This window comes from Paenibacillus sp. J5C2022 (assembly GCF_025567625.1).
Classification (GTDB): domain Bacteria; phylum Bacillota; class Bacilli; order Paenibacillales; family Paenibacillaceae; genus Pristimantibacillus.
Map to the genome: position 1 here is coordinate 19,670 of NZ_JAOQJC010000058.1, position 20,208 is coordinate 39,877.

18 protein-coding genes are annotated in these 20,208 nt (G+C 53.2%); 10 read left to right on the top strand and 8 right to left on the bottom strand.

Translation table 11 applies throughout. The features are described 5' to 3' along the window. Positions 1-78 precede the first annotated feature (78 nt). Together M6D81_RS29000 and M6D81_RS29005 are read left to right on the top strand one after the other, a co-directional pair. On the top strand, positions 79-1,395 hold the full coding sequence (locus M6D81_RS29000; protein ID WP_262680863.1) for a putative bifunctional diguanylate cyclase/phosphodiesterase: 1,317 nt from the start codon (positions 79-81) through the stop codon (positions 1,393-1,395). Positions 1,396-1,452: 57 nt separating this feature from the next. After that, positions 1,453-3,225, top strand: coding sequence for a methyl-accepting chemotaxis protein (locus M6D81_RS29005; protein ID WP_262680865.1), 1,773 nt, complete (start codon positions 1,453-1,455; stop codon positions 3,223-3,225). Positions 3,226-3,319: 94 nt separating this feature from the next. On the opposite strand, the gene M6D81_RS29010 is transcribed toward M6D81_RS29005, so the two are convergent. Together M6D81_RS29010 and M6D81_RS29015 are read right to left on the bottom strand one after the other, a co-directional pair. Then, a complete protein-coding gene (locus M6D81_RS29010; RefSeq protein WP_262680868.1) occupies positions 3,320-3,538 on the bottom strand; it encodes a hypothetical protein in 219 nt (72 codons plus the stop codon). Between the two features lie 130 nt (positions 3,539-3,668). Further along, a complete protein-coding gene (locus tag M6D81_RS29015) occupies positions 3,669-3,998 on the bottom strand; it encodes a hypothetical protein (RefSeq protein WP_262680870.1) in 330 nt (109 codons plus the stop codon). A gap of 101 nt (positions 3,999-4,099) precedes the next feature. Between M6D81_RS29015 and M6D81_RS29020 the strand changes: the two genes are divergently transcribed. Then, a complete protein-coding gene (locus M6D81_RS29020) occupies positions 4,100-4,978 on the top strand; it encodes a serine/threonine protein kinase (protein WP_262680872.1) in 879 nt (292 codons plus the stop codon). Here the strand turns inward: M6D81_RS29020 and M6D81_RS29025 are convergent. The 3 genes from M6D81_RS29025 to M6D81_RS29035 form a co-directional block, all read right to left on the bottom strand. Further along, complete coding sequence (locus M6D81_RS29025) at positions 4,943-5,569, bottom strand: TraX family protein (RefSeq protein WP_262680873.1); 627 nt, start codon at positions 5,567-5,569, stop codon at positions 4,943-4,945. The two genes, M6D81_RS29020 and M6D81_RS29025, sit on opposite strands and share 36 nt — an antisense overlap. Positions 5,570-5,846: 277 nt before the next feature. Next, a complete protein-coding gene (locus M6D81_RS29030) occupies positions 5,847-6,143 on the bottom strand; it encodes a hypothetical protein (protein ID WP_262680875.1) in 297 nt (98 codons plus the stop codon). A 93-nt stretch (positions 6,144-6,236) separates the two neighbouring features. Continuing rightward, positions 6,237-6,803, bottom strand: a complete 567-nt coding sequence (locus M6D81_RS29035; RefSeq protein WP_262680876.1) for a helix-turn-helix domain-containing protein — start codon at positions 6,801-6,803, stop codon at positions 6,237-6,239. 167 nt (positions 6,804-6,970) lie between these two features. Here M6D81_RS29035 and tdh point away from each other — a divergent pair, with 167 nt between their 5' ends. Further along, a complete protein-coding gene (gene tdh, locus M6D81_RS29040; protein ID WP_262680878.1) occupies positions 6,971-8,029 on the top strand; it encodes an L-threonine 3-dehydrogenase in 1,059 nt (352 codons plus the stop codon). A gap of 54 nt (positions 8,030-8,083) precedes the next feature. Continuing rightward, the gene (locus tag M6D81_RS29045) at positions 8,084-9,262 is read left to right on the top strand and encodes a glycine C-acetyltransferase (protein WP_262680880.1); all 1,179 of its coding nucleotides are present in this window, start codon (positions 8,084-8,086) and stop codon (positions 9,260-9,262) included. Positions 9,263-9,596: 334 nt separating this feature from the next. Here the strand turns inward: M6D81_RS29045 and M6D81_RS29050 are convergent, their stop codons facing one another. After that, complete coding sequence (locus M6D81_RS29050) at positions 9,597-11,132, bottom strand: FAD-dependent oxidoreductase (RefSeq protein WP_262680882.1); 1,536 nt, start codon at positions 11,130-11,132, stop codon at positions 9,597-9,599. 73 nt (positions 11,133-11,205) lie between these two features. Continuing rightward, positions 11,206-13,485: a helix-turn-helix transcriptional regulator gene (locus M6D81_RS29055; RefSeq protein ID WP_262680884.1), complete on the bottom strand. Its 2,280-nt coding sequence runs from the start codon at positions 13,483-13,485 to the stop codon at positions 11,206-11,208. A 318-nt stretch (positions 13,486-13,803) separates the two neighbouring features. Here M6D81_RS29055 and M6D81_RS29060 point away from each other — a divergent pair, with 318 nt between their 5' ends. The 3 genes from M6D81_RS29060 to M6D81_RS29070 all read left to right on the top strand — a co-directional run bounded on the left by M6D81_RS29060 (position 13,804) and on the right by M6D81_RS29070 (position 17,182). Beyond that, a complete protein-coding gene (locus tag M6D81_RS29060) occupies positions 13,804-14,667 on the top strand; it encodes an ABC transporter permease (protein WP_262680895.1) in 864 nt (287 codons plus the stop codon). A gap of 18 nt (positions 14,668-14,685) precedes the next feature. After that, positions 14,686-15,552 (top strand): carbohydrate ABC transporter permease, encoded by an 867-nt coding sequence (locus M6D81_RS29065; RefSeq protein ID WP_262680885.1) that lies wholly within the window; start codon positions 14,686-14,688, stop codon positions 15,550-15,552. Between the two features lie 61 nt (positions 15,553-15,613). After that, the gene (locus tag M6D81_RS29070; protein WP_262680886.1) at positions 15,614-17,182 is read left to right on the top strand and encodes an extracellular solute-binding protein; all 1,569 of its coding nucleotides are present in this window, start codon (positions 15,614-15,616) and stop codon (positions 17,180-17,182) included. Between the two features lie 851 nt (positions 17,183-18,033). On the opposite strand, the gene M6D81_RS29075 is transcribed toward M6D81_RS29070, so the two are convergent. Further along, complete coding sequence (locus tag M6D81_RS29075; protein WP_262680888.1) at positions 18,034-18,408, bottom strand: hypothetical protein; 375 nt, start codon at positions 18,406-18,408, stop codon at positions 18,034-18,036. A 335-nt stretch (positions 18,409-18,743) separates the two neighbouring features. On the opposite strand from M6D81_RS29075, the gene M6D81_RS29080 reads away from it, so the two are divergent. Next, the gene (locus tag M6D81_RS29080) at positions 18,744-19,499 is read left to right on the top strand and encodes a class I SAM-dependent methyltransferase (protein ID WP_262680890.1); all 756 of its coding nucleotides are present in this window, start codon (positions 18,744-18,746) and stop codon (positions 19,497-19,499) included. A gap of 111 nt (positions 19,500-19,610) precedes the next feature. After that, positions 19,611-19,988, top strand: a complete 378-nt coding sequence (locus M6D81_RS29085) for a hypothetical protein (RefSeq protein ID WP_262680892.1) — start codon at positions 19,611-19,613, stop codon at positions 19,986-19,988. Positions 19,989-20,208 lie beyond the last annotated feature (220 nt).

The window sequence follows — 20,208 nt, forward strand, 5'->3', positions numbered from 1 at the left end:
GTCGGGCTGCAGCATTATTCTAATACTTGTATGTGACTATTAAGCTTAACAATTATGATGATGGAAGGAGCATTTGTGATGGAGGAAGCTATTGATATGCCTGAACGGAAAGCGGCATTTCTAGAGCTTGAGCTTGCCATCGACCATGCAAGGGCATCGGGACATCATATGCTGGTTGCGCTTGTGGATATGGATCGGTTCTATCGCGTGAATGAAACGAAAGGGACCGACTTCGGGAATCACGTGCTGGAAGTCATTGCGAGCCGTCTGGGTGAGGCAGGCGCGACACTCGCCGGCGGGCACTTTCACGGAACGAGCCGGCTTGGCGGCGACTGCTTTCAGATTGTGATCGCTATCCATGAGCAGGAGCTGGTTCGAGCCGCGCAATTGCTGGAGGCGATCAAGTTCGCAGTGGAACGTCCCGTCGCGGATGGGGAGCAGGAGCTCTATCTGACTTCAAGCATAGGGGCTTGCGTGTATCCGAAGGACGGCTTGACGAGCGAGCAGTTGTTATGCCGGGCGGAACTTGCGCTCTACCGCTCCAAGGAAAACGGCGGCAATCGGGTTCAAGTGTACAGCAGCGATGACACCGTCCGAATGAACAGGAAAATTATGATCGAAACCTCGCTTCGTCCGGCATTGGTCCAACGGCAATTCCACTTGAGCTATCAGCCGGTCTATCAATTGGACAATGGTCGGTTAAGAGGCTATGAAGCATTAATTCGATGGGAGCATCCGGAGCTGGGCAACGTCAGTCCGGAGGAGTTCATTCCTATCGCGGAATTCAATGGATTGATTGTTCCCATCGGGGAATGGGTGCTTCGGGAAGTGTGCAAGCGATTGTCGGATATGCTTCGGTATGACGGACTGGATCATCTGCGCATATCCATTAATATTTCATCGAAGCAGCTGATGGACCCCTCCTTCGTGTCCACAGTTGTCAATGTCATTGACGAATACGAGCTGAAGGCGGAGTCGCTGGAGCTGGAAATATCGGAGCGCCAGATGGCTCTTCATGAGACTCAGCAGACGGCGGCCGCGTTAAGCGGGCTTCATGCCGCGGGCGTGCGAATCGTACTGGATGACTTCGGGAGGGGCTATTCCTCCTACACAAGCTTAAAGTACTTGCCGATACATAGTGTGAAGATTGATAAGTCCTTTGTGAAAGATATTGATCTGAGGGGCGCGGACCGCTTCATTGTGGAATCCATGATCCAATTGGCACGGAGACTCGGGCTTGAGGCGATAGCCAAGGGAGTGGAGTTCGAGGAGCAGATGCAGTTGCTGAAGGAATGGGGCTGCCAATATGTGCAAGGTTACTTGCTGGGCATGCCGATGGACCCCACTCAGCTGGACTCTTCGGTGTTCCGCAGAACCGAAGAGATCGACGGCTAATCGATTGTACAGGGATCGTTATCCGTTAAGCTTTACTATCTGGGAGGGATTCGGGAAGTGACCGTTGTGAAATGGAGTTTCAAAAGCAAGCTTATGTTGCTCGGGCTTGGGCTGCTGCTTGTGCCAAGCTTGATCGTCAGCATACTCAGTTATTCTTCGGCAAGCTCCTCGTTGGACGAGACGGGGCGAGTGATACTGAAAAACGACGTGAAAAGCACGCTTATGCTGATCGAAATGCTGGACAGCCAAGTGCAGGCGGGCGAGATGGGCAGAGAAGAAGCGGAAAGGTTCGTGAAGACTGCCATGCTGGGGGAGATGCGGGAAGATGGCACTCGTCCTATCAATTCGACGATTAACCTTGGCAAGAACGGCTATCCGTTCGCCATAGACGGCGAAGGCATGCTGGCAGCCCATCCCGCCGTGGAAGGAACGAGCTTCGCGGACGTACGGAACAATAAGGGCGAGCTGGTCTTGGAGTCGACAAGCGATAAGCCGATGCTGGAAGCGGTTCGGGCGGTAGCCGATGCGGGAGGCGGATTCGTCTATTACGATTACCAGCTGCCGAATCAGCCGGATGTGTACGGGGCAAAAATTACGTATGTCGAGAAGGACCCTCATTGGGGCTGGATTATCGCGGCCGGAGCGTATATGCAGGACTTTAACAAAGAAGCGGATGCCATCGTTCAGATGACGATTATTACGCTTGCGGTAACAATTGCTGCGGGAATGGTCTTCATTGTCATAGCGGCAGCGCGCATGACGAAGCCGATCAAAAGGGTGACGGCGTTCGCTGCCGAAGTGGCGGCAGGCAATCTCACCGTGGAGCCTGTAGAGTGCAAGAGCAAGGATGAGATCGCCGTGCTGGCCTGGAGCTTCAATGAGATGGTGCGCCAGCTTCGAGCGCTGATCCAGGAGGTGGGACGCAATGTGGACGGCGTAGCCGCTACTTCCCAGCAGCTCATGGCCGGGGGAGAACAGACGAGCGCCGCCAGCGCGCATATTGCGGAGACGATTCAGCAGCTGTCCGAAGGCGCACAGCATCAGGAAGAAAGCGCCGAGCAATGCTACGGCGTCATTCAGCGGATGTCGGATTCCACGGCTCAGATTGCAGGCAATACCGGAAAGCTGTCCGCGGCAGCGCAGAGTACGCTGGAGCAGTCTGTTCAAGGACAGGAAGCTCTGCGACAGGCTACGGAGCAGATGCGGCATATCCAGACATCCTTCGACAGCTTGTCGAAAGCTGTACGGGATCTTGGCGACCGCTCCGATGAAGTCGTCGGCATGGCGCAGATCATCTCGGATATATCCGCTCAGACTAATCTGCTCGCGTTGAACGCCTCGATTGAAGCGGCAAGAGCGGGCGAACACGGCAGAGGCTTCGCTGTCGTAGCCGGAGAAGTGCGCAAGCTGGCAGAGCAGACGAATCAGTCCAGCGGTCATATCGCTTCCGTCGTGCAGGCGATCCGCTCGGAGACGGGGCATGTCGCCGCCACCATGAATGAAGCCGGCGCAGTTGTCGCTAGCGGCCTGATGTCCGTGCAGGGAGCGAGCGATATCTTCTCTGCCATCAACAAGGATATTGAAGGGGTAGCGGAGCAAGTCGGGGAGCTGTCGCAAGCGACGTCCGCCATTGCGGCCGGAGCCGATCAAGTGATGGAAGCGATGCAGGGCGTCGTGGTGGTTGCGGCGGAAGGCACATCAGCGACGCAGACCGTATCTGCCGCCGCCCAGGAGCAGATGGCGGCGATGGAGGAGATTTCCGCGGCAGCCACGACATTGGCAGGAATGGCGGAGCAGCTGCAGGAGCAAGTGGCGAAGTTCAGGTTGTAATTCTGCTGTAAGCCGGCAGCGGATGGATGGAACGGAAGAAGGGGCTGTCCCTCAGGTCGATTGACCTTGGGACAGCCCCTCTTTGCTTATTAAGCTAGCTGACTTCCAGATAAAGCTTCGTTCCATCGTTATATTGGAAAATGGCGACGTCGCGCACCATTTCAACCGATCGGATTCGCTTCCACTTCTTCCGGAAATCGAAGTCCAGTTCCAGTTCGCTCAATTTATGATGAAGTAGATCGAAGGATGTCGATTGCTCGTTAGGGTAGTAGACAGGTACTGAACGATTTTTGAAGGTAATGATTTTCATCATTGCACCATTCACCTCCGTTTGCGTTTTTCCCATTATACCGCTAACGTTTTAGCACCTTGTGAAGCTGTCGTCAGGTTATTGTTTATTTTGCTAATACATTTCTAACAATCCCTTCGTGCCGTTAAACTTCCTAAGAGCTGCTGTATTTCCACTTCTTCTTGTAATAGCCGTGTCCGTAATGATGATTGTAACGCGGCGGATGCGGCGGATAATGCGGGTGTTGCGGATGCGGCGGGTGCTGCGGATAATACGGCGCGCCTTGCGGTGGCGGAGCTCCGTGATGCTGGCTCGGATGCGGCGGTCCTGCCTGATATTGTCCATTGGGATAATGCGGATGCTGCGGCGGATACTGTGGCGGATACGGGTGATGCGGATGATAGTACCCTTTCTTGTAGTCGCTGCTGCTATAGAAATGATGACTGTGTCTGCCTGCCAAGGAATAGAAGATTCGTTTCAACATCGTAACTTCCCCTTTCTTCTCTGCAACTTCATATACTTTACGACGCTGTAAATAGAAAGTTTCTAAAAAAAACGATAAGCTAGTGGAAGGAGTTGATGATATTGTGGAACGCATTATTGCGGATCGCCTCTAGAACCTGGCATAGATGGCGGGAAGTTCGCAACAATTGGAGCGATTATCCCCTGCAGGAAGGAAGCGTATGGGGAGAACAATATGAAGTGCTGCGCTTTCTGGGAATGGGCAGTTACGGACAGGCTTATGTGTGCCGAGAGCGGGGAAGCGGGGCGATCGTTCTGCTGAAGCGGAATAAGCCGAGCAAGCGAAAGCTGGGCATCCAGCTTCTGCAGCGGGAGAGGGATGTGATGCAAGCGTTGTCCCACGAGCAGATCCCGCGTCTCATCGCATACCGGTCGAGCGGCTCCGAGGAAGCGATCGTGATGGACTATATTGAAGGGCACAATCTGGAATACATCATTTATGAGCAGGGAGACAGCTTTACGGTTCAAGAAGCGCTGCAAGTGCTGAAGGGGCTGCTTCAGCCGTTGAAGCATCTTCATGGCTCCGGCTACGTGCATCGCGATGTACGCATACCGAACGTGCTGATGAGGGAGGGGAAGCCGTATCTGATCGATTACGGCCTGGCTTGCCGTATCGGCGAGCAGCTGCCGGAGCCGCTGCGGGAAGCATTGGGGGAGACGGATGCTGCGGCGGATAGCGCTGCCGCGCTCAAGACGCGAATGCGTCGCGCGCATCCTGCAAGCGACTGGTTCGGGCTTGGCCATCTGTTCCTGTTCCTGATGTATGCGGGCTACACGCCTCCGGAAGACGGGCAGGAGCGAAGCTGGGAAGAAGAGCTGAAGCTTCCGGATGCGGTCAAGCTGTTCCTGCGCAAGCTGCTGAACGAAGACGAAGGCTGGACAAGCACTGCGGAGTGCGAACGGGAGCTAGATGAGCTGCTGAAGCGCGGCGATGACGGCTAGGTGAGCCGGATAGAAGCTGCGCCAGATCCATCTGGGCATGCGGATGCGATCCATGCGGGCCAGCACCTGAGGCATATGGAAGATAAGCCCCGTTCCAAGCAAGCTGAACAGCTGCAGCGACACACCGCCCGTCAGGATGGCAAGCAGCTCCAGACCTGCATGCATGAGCAGGGCGAGAGAAGCCGGAGCGTAGCGGTAGATGAGCATCAGCAGCAGAGCGTAGCCGCCGTAGTCGAACGGTAGCGCGTCAAGCGGGATGAGTGCGGCTCCCGCAATGAGGAGCTGCAGCGCTGGCGAATCCTTATACCGGTCAAGCAATCGCAGTACGAGCAGACAGACGAATAAGGTTGCGATGACATTGATCTGCGTAATATGGAAGGCCCATTGATAGGGGAGCTGCGAGAGCAAGGCCAGCAGGCCGACTCGCAGGAAGTAGCGGCTCATATTACGGGTTCGCTTATAGCCGATAACCATGGCGTATATGTACAGCGGCATGGCAAGTCTGCCGATGATCCGCCAGAGAGGATCGCCCGGGTGCCATACGGCGCCAATATGATCGATAAGCATCGTGAGCATAGCTAAAAATTGCATGAGAGACCACCTTCATCTGTCTGCTTTTACGGTCATTTGGAATATTAGTTCGGCGATCTTCAGTATAGCAGAAAACGGGCACCCTTGTAGTCGGTGTGGAGCGGCTATCGTCCCGAAGACGAAGAAAGGACGCCTGAAGGCGTCCTGAGCTTTCAACAGACGGGCAGGACTTTTTGAAGTCCTGCCTTTTCTGCTGCTTGCCGCGGCAATACCGGCACTGCAGCAGCTCTGCAATTGAAGCGTAATGTCCATTCCTTCCGACTGGCTGGGGCCCGCCTTACATGAGCAAAGTAATAACGAGCAGCTCGAACAGCACGAGTGGAAGTATGGCGTTGAAGCGGCTGTTGTAGAATCTGGGGTCTTGAATCGTGCATTGCAAATAGAGAATGTGCCGGTCGACATGCAAGATCATTCCTTCGTACACATGACCGTCGATCGTCTGCACGCGTACGAAACGGTGCATATGTCCCCCGCACATCTTCACAAGACGTTCCCGAATTTCTTGAACCGCGGCCGTATGCTGCTGATTGGCTTCGTAGATGACCGCGGCTTCGTTATCCCGTTGTTCGGACAAATCGATAACCTCCTATCTCAAGCCTATAGTCTATAGCTATGCAAGAGATGGGAGAGTCATGCCGGGCATAAAGGCTTCGCGCCTGTCAGCCGGTCAGCGGTTGGAGGAAGGATAATGGATAAGCGTAGTGAAGCGGATCGTGCGGTCTGTATCGTTGCAATAGGTGTGAGGCTGATCGCCTGAGAAGCGCATGGCGAGGCTCGGCTTGAGCAGGTAGTTGTCTTCTCCCACTTCGACGCGAAGCTCTCCGTCCATCGCGATGACGAATTCTTCGACGCCCTCATAGTGTGCTTCGGATGTATGGGAAGTGAACGGTTCGACGACGACGGTATATACTTCAAATCCCCGATCTTGCTTGAACGGGAAGATGGGATACGTGCGATAAGCGCCATCCTCGGCAATGAGCGGCGTTGTATCCTCCAGCTTGACGATGGATACTTGCGGCGATGCGTCCTCCATTAACGCGGCGAACGAGATGCGGAGCCCGTTGACGATTTTCCACAGGATGGAGATAGTCGGGTTGGACTCTCCTCTCTCAATCTGCCCAAGCATTCCCTTGCTGACGCCGCTAAGCTCGGCTACGGCATCCAGGCTTAGACCGCGGGATTTACGGATATCTTGCAGATTTTTGCCGATTTTCTGATGAATGGCTTCTGACATGGCTGTACTCCTCTCAATGACACAGCAAAAAAATAATCCAAAAAATAAACACGAAGGTATGTACATTATACTGCACAAACGTGTAATATAATATACAAGATGAGTGGTAAGCGTTCTATTTTGGGTTTCACTCTATTGTAGACGAAAATGCGGGGAGGGGCAAAGTTATGTCTCAAAGCAAAACGATGATTGGACTGGTGAAGGAGACGCGCGGTCCCGGAGCGGTATTGAAAGAGGTGCCTGTGCCGGTATGCGGAGTTAACGAGGTGCTGGTGCGGGTGAAGACATCTTCGATCTGCGGCACGGACGTGCATATTTATAAATGGGATGACTGGGCGTCGCGCACTGTACGTACGCCGAATGTATTCGGACACGAATTCGCGGGCATTGTGGAAGCGATCGGCAGTGAAGTGACGAATGTCAAGGTGGGCGATTATGTATCGGGAGAAGGCCATGTCGTATGCGGCATCTGCAAAGCTTGCCGGACGGGCAACGCTCATGTGTGCAAGAACACATTGAGCTTCGGAATCACGATTCCGGGCTGCTTCGCCGAATATGCGGTCATAAGGGCCAGCAATGTGATCCACAACGACGCAAGCGTGCCGCCGGAAATCGCTTGTCTGCAAGACCCGCTGGGCAACGCGGTGCAGACGGTGTTAAGCGGCGACGTGGTCGGCAAGAGCGTCGTCGTCGTCGGAGTCGGACCGATCGGCCAGATGGCGATCGCCGTGGCGAAGGCGTGCGGAAGCGGCAGAGTATTCGCCGTAGACATTAACCCTTACCGGCTGAAGATGGCGGAGGCGATGGGAGCGGATGTCGTCATTGACAGCAGCCAGCAGAACTTCGTGGATGTCATCCGTGAAGCGACGGGCGGAGAGGGAGCGGAGGTCGTCCTGGAGATGTCTGGCCATCCCGTAGCGATTCGCGATGCGCTGAAGGTGGCCGCACAGGCGGGACGCGTCAGTCTGCTGGGCATTCCGACGCAAGAGGTACCGTTCGATCTGGCGCAGGACATCATCTTCAAAGGTCTGAATATTCAGGGAATTACAGGCAGACGGATGTATGATACCTGGTATCAGCTGAAAGGGCTGCTGGACCGGAAGCGCATAGATCTGACGCCGCTGGTGACGCATCACTTCACGCTGGATCGTTATGAGGAGGCCTTCGATCTGATGGCGTCCGGCAATTGCGGCAAAATTGTGTTCTGGCATGATCGCGTGTCCTGAGCGAGGCTGACGAGTTACGGCGAGGGCCGACATTGACAAACGGGAGGAATTGAAATGGCGGATTTTCGACATATAGAGGAACAATTGAGAGGACTGAAGGAAGCGGGTCGCTATCGTCCCATGACGGTATGGAAGGACGGTTCCGATGCCTGGATGACCGTTGAAGGCGGGAAGCGCGCGCTGCAGATGTCTTCCAACAACTACTTAGGATTAACGCATCACCCCAAGCTGAAAGCGGCGGCAATCGCCGCTACGGAGAAGTACGGCGTCGGTTCGGGCTCGGTGCGGACGATAACGGGGACACTGTCGATTCACGATGAGCTGGAGTGGAAGCTCGCTGCGTTCAAAGGCACGGAAGCGGCACTGGTCTTCCAGTCCGGCTTTACAACCAACCAAGGGGTGCTGGGGACGATACTGGGCCCGGACGATGTGGTCATCAGCGATGAGCTGAATCATGCCAGCATTATCGACGGCATCCGCCTGACGAAGGCAAGCCGCCGCATCTTCGCGCACAAGGATATGGATCAATTGGAAGCGGTGCTGAAGGAGTGCGGCAACTATCGGCAGAGAGTGGTCGTGACGGACGGCGTATTCAGCATGGACGGCGATATTGCACCGCTTCCCGCTATCGTTGAGCTGGCGGAGAAGTACGATGCGCTCGTCTATGTGGATGATGCGCATGCCAGCGGTGTACTGGGCAAGCATGGCAAGGGCTCTACGGACCACTTCGGCCTGCACGGCAGAGTCCACTTCCAGATCGGCACCTTGTCCAAGGCAGTAGGTGCGGTAGGCGGCTATGTAGCGACGGCAAGAGCGGCCAAGGAGCTGATGATCAATAGCGCTCGCTCCTTCCTGTTCAGCACATCGCTGCCGCCGTCCGTAGCTGCAAGCTGCATCGCGGCGCTGGAGGTGCTGCAGGAGGAGCCGGAGCTGACAGAGCGGCTGTGGAAGAATGCGGACGGCTTCCGCAGCCGTCTGCAATCGCTCGGCTTCGATACCGGCGAGAGCGAGACGCCGATTATCCCGATTATCGTCGGCCAGCCGGAGCGGGCGCTTGCCTTCTCGAAGCGTCTGCTGGAGGAAGGCGTCTGTGCGCAAGGCATCGTCTATCCGACCGTGGCGATGGACAAGGGCAGAGTGCGGCTCATCGTGACCGCGCAGCACAGCGAGGCGGATCTGGGCTTTGCTGCCGATGTTCTGGAGAATGTGGGCAAGGAGTTCGGATTAGTATAGGCGTTGCAGTAATATTAGCATAAGAGAATTGCATGAATAATACCCTCGTGATATGATTAGGATAAGAATAAGGAGCCGGTGCACCAACCGACTCCCTGCACAAAACTTAGGCGGGATACCTCCTAAGTAAGTCAGAAAATAACCCATTCCCTTGGCGCTAACCTGGGTGGGTTATTTTCGTTTATTCAGGTAAGTGAGCAGAGCTAGCAAAAACATGCCAAGCATAATCACTTCTGTCAACGAAAATTTCATGTAACCACCTCCTTTTGGAGGCGTTACTTCCAATCCAAGTGTTCATGCTTCTTTATTATATCAGAGATCGCGTGTTCGGTACTTACTTTTTCTTAATAGACTTCAACGGTTTGTCAGCAGGACCTTCGATGACCTCGCCGCTGATCGAGAATCTGGAGCCGTGACAAGGACAGTCCCAAGTGCGGTCCCCGTCGTTCCATTCTACTTCGCAGCCCAAATGAGTACAGGTCGTGTCCACCAGATGCAATTTACCTTCTGAGTCCCTATAAGCGCCCGCTCTTCGGCCTTGCACCCTTACAATTCCTCCCTCATCTTTGCCGAGCTCCTCAAGGTTCCTATATATCATCCCCAGCTTGCCGGCAATCAGATGCTTGGCCACGTCGGCATTCTCGACTGCTAGATTTTTGATCGTGCCCAGGGACATGGAACGTGATGGCGCGAACAGTTGCTCATACGGATTCTGTCTCTCCATAATAAGATCGCTAATCAGCATAGCCGCTGCTGTACCGCTTGTCATGCCCCACTTCTTGTAGCCAGTTGCGACGAAAATATTAGGAGATGACTCCGTGATCCTCCCGATGTAAGGAATGTCATCCCCGGTGATCAAATCTTGTGCCGACCAACGGTAAGCGACTTCTTGCAGCTGGAAGTGGCGGACAGCATATTGCCCAAGCATCTCGTAATGGTTTATAGTACATATGCCTTGTCCGGTTTTATGGCTTTGCCCGCCGATCAGAAGAAGCATGGCTCCATCCTCCATGACTGCGCTGCGAATGGAACGCTTTGGTTCCTCCGCGCTAATGTACATGCCGCCGGGGAATTCCGCTCCTGTTTCCACACCTAGTACGTAAGAGCGTTCGGCATACATTCTGGCAAAATAAAAACCGCCGCCGTCGTAAAAAGGAAAGTGCGAGCATGATACGACGTACTTGCAGGTGACTTTATGCCCTTCGCTGGTTATAACCTGGGGCAAGGTGCCTTTCTGAATATCAACCGCTGTCGTCCCTTCATAGATGTCGACGCCGTCTTTTATGATTTCCCGGATTAACGTGCTCAGGTAGCGAAGCGGATGGAATTGAGCCTGCTTGTTCATCCTGACGGCTGCTTTCGCTGGAATGGAGAGGGGAATGCTGTCTACGAACTTCCCTTCAATGCCAAGTGCAGAGTAAGCGTTCATCTCGCTCTCCAGATCGGGGATATAATCTACCGAATTCGTGAATATATAAGCATCTTCGACGGATAACCCACAATTCATATCGTACTGCTCAATCGTCTGCAAGATGAAATGCATCGCATCCCGATTCGCTTGGTAATATAATGCGGCTTTTTCTTTGCCTGCGTTCTTCATTAACTTGTCATAAATCAGATCGTGCTGGGAGGTTATTTTTGCAGTTGTATGTCCAGTAGTTCCATTTAGCAGCTTGTCGGCTTCAAGCAGTACGACCTTAAGGCCGGATTTCGCCAGCAAATACGCTGTAGTGATGCCGGAGATACCGCCACCGACAACAACCGCTTCCGTGTCTATTGATTGAGATAGTTTGGGGAAGGAAGTCATTCCATGGACACTATCCATCCAATAGGATTCAGGGAATTTGGGCAATGCATTGCTTTCGGTCATAGCTATTCTCCTTTAACCATCTTTTCAACTCCTCTCATTACTTCCCTAATCGGAGAAAACTATTCGGTGATGATTATAGTAATGACCTGCGGAATTCCCCCGGCGGCATGCCTTTCACCTTCTTGAAGTTGCGGATGAAAGAGTTGACACTGTAATAGCCTACCCGCTCCGCGACTTCGGAGATCATGAGATCGGAGGAAGTAAGCAGTTCCACCGCCTTATTCATCCGCACATCATTCAGATGCTCGCTGAACGTCTTCCCGTGCTTCTCCTTGAAGTAGCTGGACAAGTACGTCCGGCTCATCTTGAGCTTGTCCGCCAGCTGATCCAGCGAGACGCCTGCTCCATAATGCTCGTCCACGTAATCCAGCATATACTGCACCACCGGGTCGCTTACCTCCCGTCGCTCCTTCATGAGCGCGAGAGCGGACGGCAGGAAGGCGTGGAAGAAGTCTTCGAATTGGGGCAGCGTGTAACATGCCTTGATCGCGTCAAGCGGCGACGCGGGATGCACGCGCAGCACATCTTCCGGATGAAGGGAGGAAGCGGTGCGATAGACGATGCCTCTTGCAAATTCCGCTACTTGCTTCTGGCTCGCTCCGCGCTTCTCCATAACCGCGAGCTTCCGGGAGACAAGCTTCAGCAGCTCGCTTTCATTGCCTTGCTCCAGATGAGTATAGAAGGCGCTCCCCTCATCCTCGGCCATCATCTCCGTCTCACCAGAGTCTCCCATAATCAGTTGCGTTGTATCCGACAGCTTACGGCTATCCAGCATGTGCAGAATATGCTGATAAGATTCCGCAGGAGCCGTCCCGGCATCGTTGTGCCTGGCGGCTATCGTGGCGAGATAATACGCATGGTCGAGATCGAACACTTCTGTCAGCTCCTGCAGATGCTCCTCTATCGTCTCTGGAGATACCTGCTCCGCTTCGGGCAGGAAGGAGACGAGCAGATTGCTCTCCACCTGGAGCGTTGTGGCGTCCTTGAATAGCGTACGGAAGTACGCCTGCAGAAATTCCTGCACCACCTTGGCCGCGCGATCCTGGCGAATGTCCGTCCCGGCTTCGTCATCCATCCTCACGAACAGCAGCCGTGCGCCCACGAACCAGTAGGGCTTATCGCTTTCCGCAGGGAAGTGGCGATCTTCCTCTTCCGAATGAATGTATAGCCGCTTCAGCTTTGATGTGAGCAGGTAGTGCTGCAGAAGCGAATTTTTGCGCTGCAAATCCCGATCCATCGTTCTGTTGTCCTGCGACAGGCGAGTCAGTCTGTCGCTGATCAGATCGAATTCCTTAATGTGCGTCGCCGTCGACGGGGAAGCAGCTTGTCCCTCCATGGCCGCTAATATACGGCTTACCGGCGTGTGCAGCCTGCGAGCGAAATACACGGCCGCCGCCAAACCAAGCAATAAAGCCAGCGTCAAGATAAGGACCAGAATAACGTTCAGCTTGGTCATTTGCGCCGCGATTTTGGTCGTGGGAACAGCACTGACGTAGGTCAGTCCGGTATCGGACCCTTGCGTGAAAAAGTAGTAGTCGTCCCCAATCTTCCGGTAGGTGATATGACCGGGCTCCCGCACAACCAGATGCCCGACTTCCAGCTCTGCATCCATACTGCCGTTGCTGATCAGCTTCGTCCCATTGCCATCCAATATATAGAAGCTGTCTTCGCCGGAGCGTTGAACATAGGCATCGATCAGCTTCTCCTGATCCAGGAAGAAGAGGAGGGACATCTGTCTGGCGTACACATTCTGAACGAGTATGGGCACTGTTCTTCCAATGTCGCTGCTGGAGCCGAACACTTTGTACTGGAATGTGGCGGAAGGGTAGATGCGGAAGTGATGGTTGCCCTCCAATTCCCCTTGCCAGAATGCGAACTCGTAATCGGGATGGTGATAGTAGCGTTCGAACATGTCATCTGCCTCGCTCGTCCCAGCTTTGTCGACGATGAACGCATGATCGCGAAGATAGAGCATGATGTTGTCAATGAACAGCATGGGATCGCGGATCGTCGACAGGATAAAATCGTTGCGAACCATGGATGCGCTTTCATAGTTGATGCTTCCGTCCCTCGTTTTGATGACCGCCCCCAGCCGCTCGTCCAGAAGCATCCCGATGCCAATTGTCCGAATGCGGGTGAAGTGACTTTCATACAGATTGACGGCGGATTGCAGGTTAAGCGAATTGTTCTGGATAATCTCGTCTTGAATCGTGGAGCGGAAGAAGGTGTATGTCAGCAAGTTGAAAGACAGCAAGAGGGCGATGATGCTGAGAAACCAGGTGAGCATCCGGACAAAAAGGGTTTTCCGCGAGCGCCGCCATGAGGTGAACGATAGTAATGAACGTAGCTTCATGTTGTTGTCCCTTTCCAATATCTAAGATAGGAAAAGTATAGCACGAGCGCGCCAGCCTGCGGTATAGCTAGGCTTTGCATCGGGAATGCGCATCTTGTTCGATAGTTATCCGATTGTTCGATAACGGCATGAACTGCACAAGATCATACATGATGCGGGTGGAAGCGGGGTGGCGGAGGGGGTACGATGAGGCCAACTTTACAGGATTGGAGACTGACTATGAAATCGATGGAGATGCCGCCGGTAGCGGATGCGACAAAAGCGCGCTCACTAGTCCGGACCAGATTCTGGTCCAAGCTGCTGCAAGGGAAGTATTTGATGCTTATGTTCCTTCCCTGTCTGCTGTACTATATTTTCTTCAAATACTTGCCGATGTTCGGAATCATCATCTCATTCAAAAATTACAATCTGTTCCGCGGCATATGGGAGAGCGAATGGGTAGGCTTCCATTATTATCGGATGTTCTTCAGCAACCCGGACTTCCTGCTCCTGATGAAAAACACGTTCCTGCTCGGCTTCTATAACCTCGTCTTCGGCTTCCCGGCGCCCATCATACTGGCGATCCTGTTCAACGAGCTGAGGAGCATGGTGTTCAAGCGCTTCGTGCAAACCGTCAGCTACTTGCCGCACTTTATATCCAACGTCATTGTGGCCGGCATGGTCGTTATGTTCCTCTCTCCGACGGGAGGCTGGGTGAACGAAATGCTCGGGCTGTTCGGCATCGGACCCATCAACTTCATGGTGGAAGCGGAGATGTTCCGGTCCGTCTTCGTCGGATCGGAAATATGGCAGCACACGGGCTGGGCGTCCATCATTTACTTGGCAGCGCTTACGGGTATTGATCCCTCGCTATACGAGGCGGCGGAGATCGACGGCGCGAGTCGGATGAGGAAGATATGGCACGTCACATTGCCCGGCATACGCACCGCCGTCATCATATTGCTCATTTTGAATATCGGCAAAATAATCGAGATCGGCTTCGAGAAGGTATTCCTGCTCTATAATCCCGCAACGTACTCTACGGCGGACATCTTGAGCACGTACACGTACCGTGTCGGCATTACGCAGGGCAACTTCAGTTATGCCAGTGCAATCGACTTGTTCACCGGTATCATCAGCCTTATATTTCTGCTTTCCGCCAACTATTTGAGTCGCAGATTCTCCGACTCCAGCTTGTGGTAATGCGAAGGAGGACAACTTATGCGTAAGCGATTATCTCTATTCTCACTTGTTAATCTGGCCGTCATGCTGGTCGTCATTGCCGTCACGCTGTTCCCGTTCCTTCATATGGCGGCGATCTCTCTCAGCCATACGGCCCCTGTGCTGAAGGGCGAAGTGGGCTTGTGGCCCAAAGGGCTGAACTTCGGAAACTACGAGCTGGTGCTGAAGGACCCGCGTATCCTGCAATCCTATATGAACACTCTCATCTACACGGCCCTGTATACAACGATAGCCCTTATTACGACGGGACTTGGCGCGTACGCCCTGTCGAAGAAGGCGATGCCGTTCCACCGCGGCTTCACAATCCTGATCGTCATTACGATGTTCTTCAACGGCGGCATGATCCCCACCTTCCTCGTCGTGAAGGAGCTGCATCTGATCGATACGTTATGGGGCATGGTGCTGCCGGGCGCGGTCAGCACCTGGTATCTCATGATTATGCGCACCTTCTTCCAGGCGATGCCGGCGGAGCTGGAGGAGTCCGGCAAGCTGGACGGCTTGACTGATATCGGGCTGTTCATCCGCATCATCGCACCGCTGTCGAAGCCCGTCTTCGCCACGATCGGCATGTTCTACGCGGTGTCGATGTGGAACAACTTCCAGCTTCCGCTGCTCTATCTGCGCGATCCCGATCTGTTCCCGCTGCAGGTGGTGCTTCGCAACATCGTCCTGGTCGGGCAGATGAACGGGACGGATGCGATGGGCATCGGCGGCGATCAGATGGTCGTCGAGGAATCGCTTAAGTATGCCACGATTATGGTAGCGACGATTCCGATCTTGCTCATCTATCCGTTCCTGCAGAAGCACTTCGTCAAGGGGGTGATGATTGGCGCCATCAAGGGTTAGGGCAAAGCTGGTATACTGACAATATTCGCGAGGGAAAAAGAACATTCAGGGAGAGGTCAATATGAAAAAATCAATGATGATTGCACTCGCTTCAGTTATGGTCGTCTCGGCGCTCGCAGGCTGCAGCTCCGGCGGAAATGAGCCCGCCGCATCGGAGAAGCCTGCCGGGCAGACGCAAGGCAACGCCTCCGGTGAAGGCGGCAAGAAGAATGATTCGCCTGCGAAAGAGAAAAATACGTTCACGATGCTGGTAGAATCTCATCCCAATTGGCCCTACGACAAAGAGTGGGTGATATGGGACCTGATCGAGGAGAATACGGGAGCTTCCTTCGAGGTAACGACGCCGTCCGGCAAGCTGGATGACACGGTTAACCTGACGATTTCCTCCGGAACGATGCCGGATGTCATGTTCATGGGCAACCGCGATATGGCGAACAAGTACGGTCAGCAAGGGGCGCTTGTCAACATCCTGGAGTATACGGACATGATGCCGAACTTTGCCAAGTGGCTGGAGCAGTATCCCGAAGTGGCCCAGTCCCAGCTGGCTGCCGACGGGAAGATGTATATGTTCCCGAATGAAGGCTTCGGCGAGACGAACCGCCAGATCTGGATTCATCGCGACGACGTGTTCCAGAAGCATGGTCTGAAGGAGCCGGAGACATTCGACGAGCTTCTGGAAGTGCTGCGCGTGCTGAAGAAGGAATACCCGGACAGCTATCCGTTCACGTTCCGCTTCGGACCGAATCTGATGATTCTGCGCAATCTGGCTGCCCACTTCGGTACTCACGACACTTACTATATGGATAACGGAGAGATCAAGTACGGACCGATTGAAGACAATTACAAGAAGATGCTGGAGTATCTGAACACGATGTACAAGGAAGGGCTTATTCCTCCGGATTGGCTTACGGTCGATACGAAGAAGTGGCAGGATATGCTGTCCACGAACAAAGCCTTCGTTACGGTTGACTACATCGGGCGTGTAGACTTCTTCAATCTGGCTATGCGCGCGGAGATGCCGGAATATACGATGAAGTTCATGACGCCTCCGATTGGTCTGCCGGACGGAGAGGCGCTTAATTACAACGGGCATGTTGTCAACTCTGGCTTGACCGTCGCCTCCACATCGAAGAAGATCGAGTCGTTCATGAAGGTAATGGACTTCTTCTACAGCGAAGAAGGACGCATCATGTCCAGCTGGGGCAAGGAAGGCGAGACGTTCAAGAATGAGAGCGGACAGAAGCAATTCCTGGGCGACTACAAGGAAATTACCGAGCTGAGAAAGTCGACAGGTCTGGCGACTAACGGCACATATACATGGATCGATTACGACGCGCATCTGTCTCTGGCATCCGACGAGCTGAAGGCCGCTTACGAAGGAGCGCGCCAATACGACGCGCCTTATCGTCCGAAGGCGGAGCTGAACGAGCAGGAGCTGGAAGTCAATACGACGGTAGGCGAGCAAATTCAGAAATACCAGCAGGAGAATGTGACGAAGTTTATTTTGGGAGACAAGGATTTCAGCGAGTGGGAGGGTTATGTGGAAGGCCTTAAGAAGCTGGGGCTGGAGCAGATGATGGACATTCAGAAGTCTGCGTTCGAAAGAGCGAAAAATGTAAGCTTGAAATAGATCCGCTGGCGGGCTGCAGAATCGGAATCGATGGGGTTCCAGGCTTCTTGCAGCCCGTCCTTTCAGTACACGAAAAAGGAGGATTAATGACGGATGAAGGAGAAAAGATGGATTGCTTGTTTAGTGAGCGCGTTCATGCTGCTGACGTTATGTCTCGTCCGCCCCTAAGTAGCCATCTATCGCTCATTTTGCTTACATAGCCCCGAAAGAGAGCCGAAAAGTGTGCGCTATCGCTCAAAATGCTCACATAGCCCAGCCAAGAGTGCCTCGTCCGCCCCTAAGTAGCCATCTATCGCTCATTTTGCTTACATAGCCCCGAAAGAGAGCCCAAAAGTGTGCGCTATCGCTCAAAATGCTCACATAGCCGAGCCAAGAGTGCCACGTCCGCCCCTAAGTAGCCATCTATCGCTCATTTTGCTTACATAGCCCCGAAAGAGAGCCCAAAAGTGTGCGCTATCGCTCAAAATGCTCACATAGCCCAACCAAGAGTGCCTCGTCCGCCCCTAAGTAGCCATCTATCGCTCATTTTGCTTACATAGCCCCGAAAGAGAGCCCAAAAGTGTGCGCTATCGCTCAAAATGCTCACATAGCACCGCCAATTGTGCCTCGTCCGCCCCCAGGTCGCTCTCTATCGCTCATTTTGCTCACATAGCCCCGAAAGAGAGTCGAAAAGTGTGCGCTATCGCTCAAAATGCTCACATAGCACCGCCAATTGTGCCACGTCCGCCCCTAAGTAACCATCTATCGCTCATTTTGCTCACATAGCCCCGAAAGAGAGTCGAAAAGTGTGCGCTATCGCTCAAAATGCTCACATAGCCCAGCCCAAAAGTGCTCAGCGGCCAGTAGAGCGATCACCGACTCCTCGGCGTCAACTGCAGCATCTCTTCTAAGTCCGATATTCGCAGCATGAGCCTTCCAATGTCTTCGGGTTTGAAGGGATGTCCGGCGGTAATAGCTATGCTTTCGACATAAGTACGCAAAGCTGGCATGTGAATGCCAACCAGCCTCGCGGAATCATTGGCTTGAAGGATGTAGACATAATCGGGCACGGCCAGTGCCGGTAACTCATAATCCCACTCATCGATGTCAGCTTTCTGGAAGGGGGCATCGATCGGAACGGTAAGCGTTCCCTGCCAGTCATGCTCGACCAGCTTCCCCTCCAGGATCAACCATACGGGCAGCATTCTCCCTTCCTCGCCATCCGGTTCATACAGGACAGTCCCCACCCAATTCTCTTTCCAATCCATCATTGCGGTGTAGAATTAGACAGAGACGTAAACGCCGCAATCAACATCAAAAATGAAGGCTGCTGGATGCTTGGTATAGCTTAGTCAGTTATAAAGAACCGTTGGACAAATGGGGATAGCTTGGTCATGATACTGGCGTTAGCTGGTACGTCCCAAGAAGCCCCCGCCTCTAAGCGTTAGCGTAAGTGGTGGGAGTATGTCAAAGGTATATAATGAGAATTGATGCTTTCCAAGTTATGGGCAGCCATAGAGGATGGATTTCTTGAGTAAAAAGCCTGATTCATTTCAAAAAAAGGAGATAGGAGAGATGGTTCATGGACACGAAGGCGCGTTTTTCCAATAGGGTGAATGCTTATGCGAAGTATCGTCCCAGTTATCCTGCACAAGCATTGGATTATTTGTTTGATGTCGTCGGCGTTTATCCACAATGTACCGTCGCTGACATTGGGGCGGGGACGGGCATTTTTTCGGCTCTGCTGCTGGATCGGGATGTTCATGTGGCGGCCGTGGAACCGAATGGTCCGATGCGTGAGGAAGCGAACCGGCAGTTGGGGGAGCATGCCAACTACTCATCTTATTTTACTGCAGCCGAGAATACCGGGCTTCCCTCCGGTAGCATAGACTTTATTGTATGTGCACAAGCGTTCCATTGGTTCAATCGAGAAGCTGCGCATCGCGAGTTTTTGCGGATTTTGAAGCCTAACGGCAAAGTGATATTGATCTGGAATTCCAGACTTACACAAGGCACAGCATTTTTAGAGCAATATGAGGCGCTGCTGCACGAGTACGGCCATGATTATAAAGAGGTTAATCATAAAAATATAACGTTCGATGATCTCAAAGCTTTTTTTCGGGATGGGCGCTTGCAACTGGAGAAGTTTCCTAATCGGCAATTGTTCGACTTTGCAGGTTTAAGTGGACGGCTGATGTCTTCCTCTTACTGTCCCACCGCAGACGACCCCAGATTCGAAGAGATGATGCGGAAGCTGCGAACTATTTTCGAGAAGAATCAAGAAGAGGGCTATGTTCACTTTGATTATGAAACGGAAGTATATTGGGGAGAAGTGTGAAGCATAAAATTTTTACACTGAGCAATTCAACTTTTGACATGCTATCACTACCCATACCTCTCTATGAGTCAAGCATATACTATATAAGCCATGGTAGAGAGGAGGGTGCCTATGTCCGCGAGAGTTGAGATTAGTGGTTGGAACCGCAGAAGAGTGGGGGGCGCATTCAAACGCCGCCATCGTCGCAGACGGCGCTTTTTTGATGATTCCGCAGTAGAAGGTATTCAGGAAGCAGGCAAGGTGCTTGGCGCTGACTTTAACAATCTCAGGAGAAGAAGCCAGGCAAGAAAGCTTGCAGCAGCAATTCGTCATTGCGATGCAAGAGCGGTGAACAACTTGTTTGATTTTCCATGCAGAACGGTATGCTTCTTTAAAAGGCCAGGTTTCGACTGTGTGAAAATCTGTTGTTTCTTCGGCAGGGGCAGCGTAAATATCACGCTCGATATTTGTGTGAGCCAACGAACTGGCGACATCCGTTTCGGTTTCTAATGCGTACACGAAGAAAGGGCTGTTCCGTTTGAACGGGACAGTTCTTTCCTCTGTTTGTCGGGAATTATGGGGTGCGGGAAGAGTGAGCACGTATGTGGCATACACTGAAGTGCGGAAAAGGTGCTATGGAGCGGATTTAGTGTAGGTGGCATACATTGGAGTAGGGAAATGGTGCTATGGAGCGGAGTTAGTGTAGGTGGCATACAATGGAGCGGGGGAA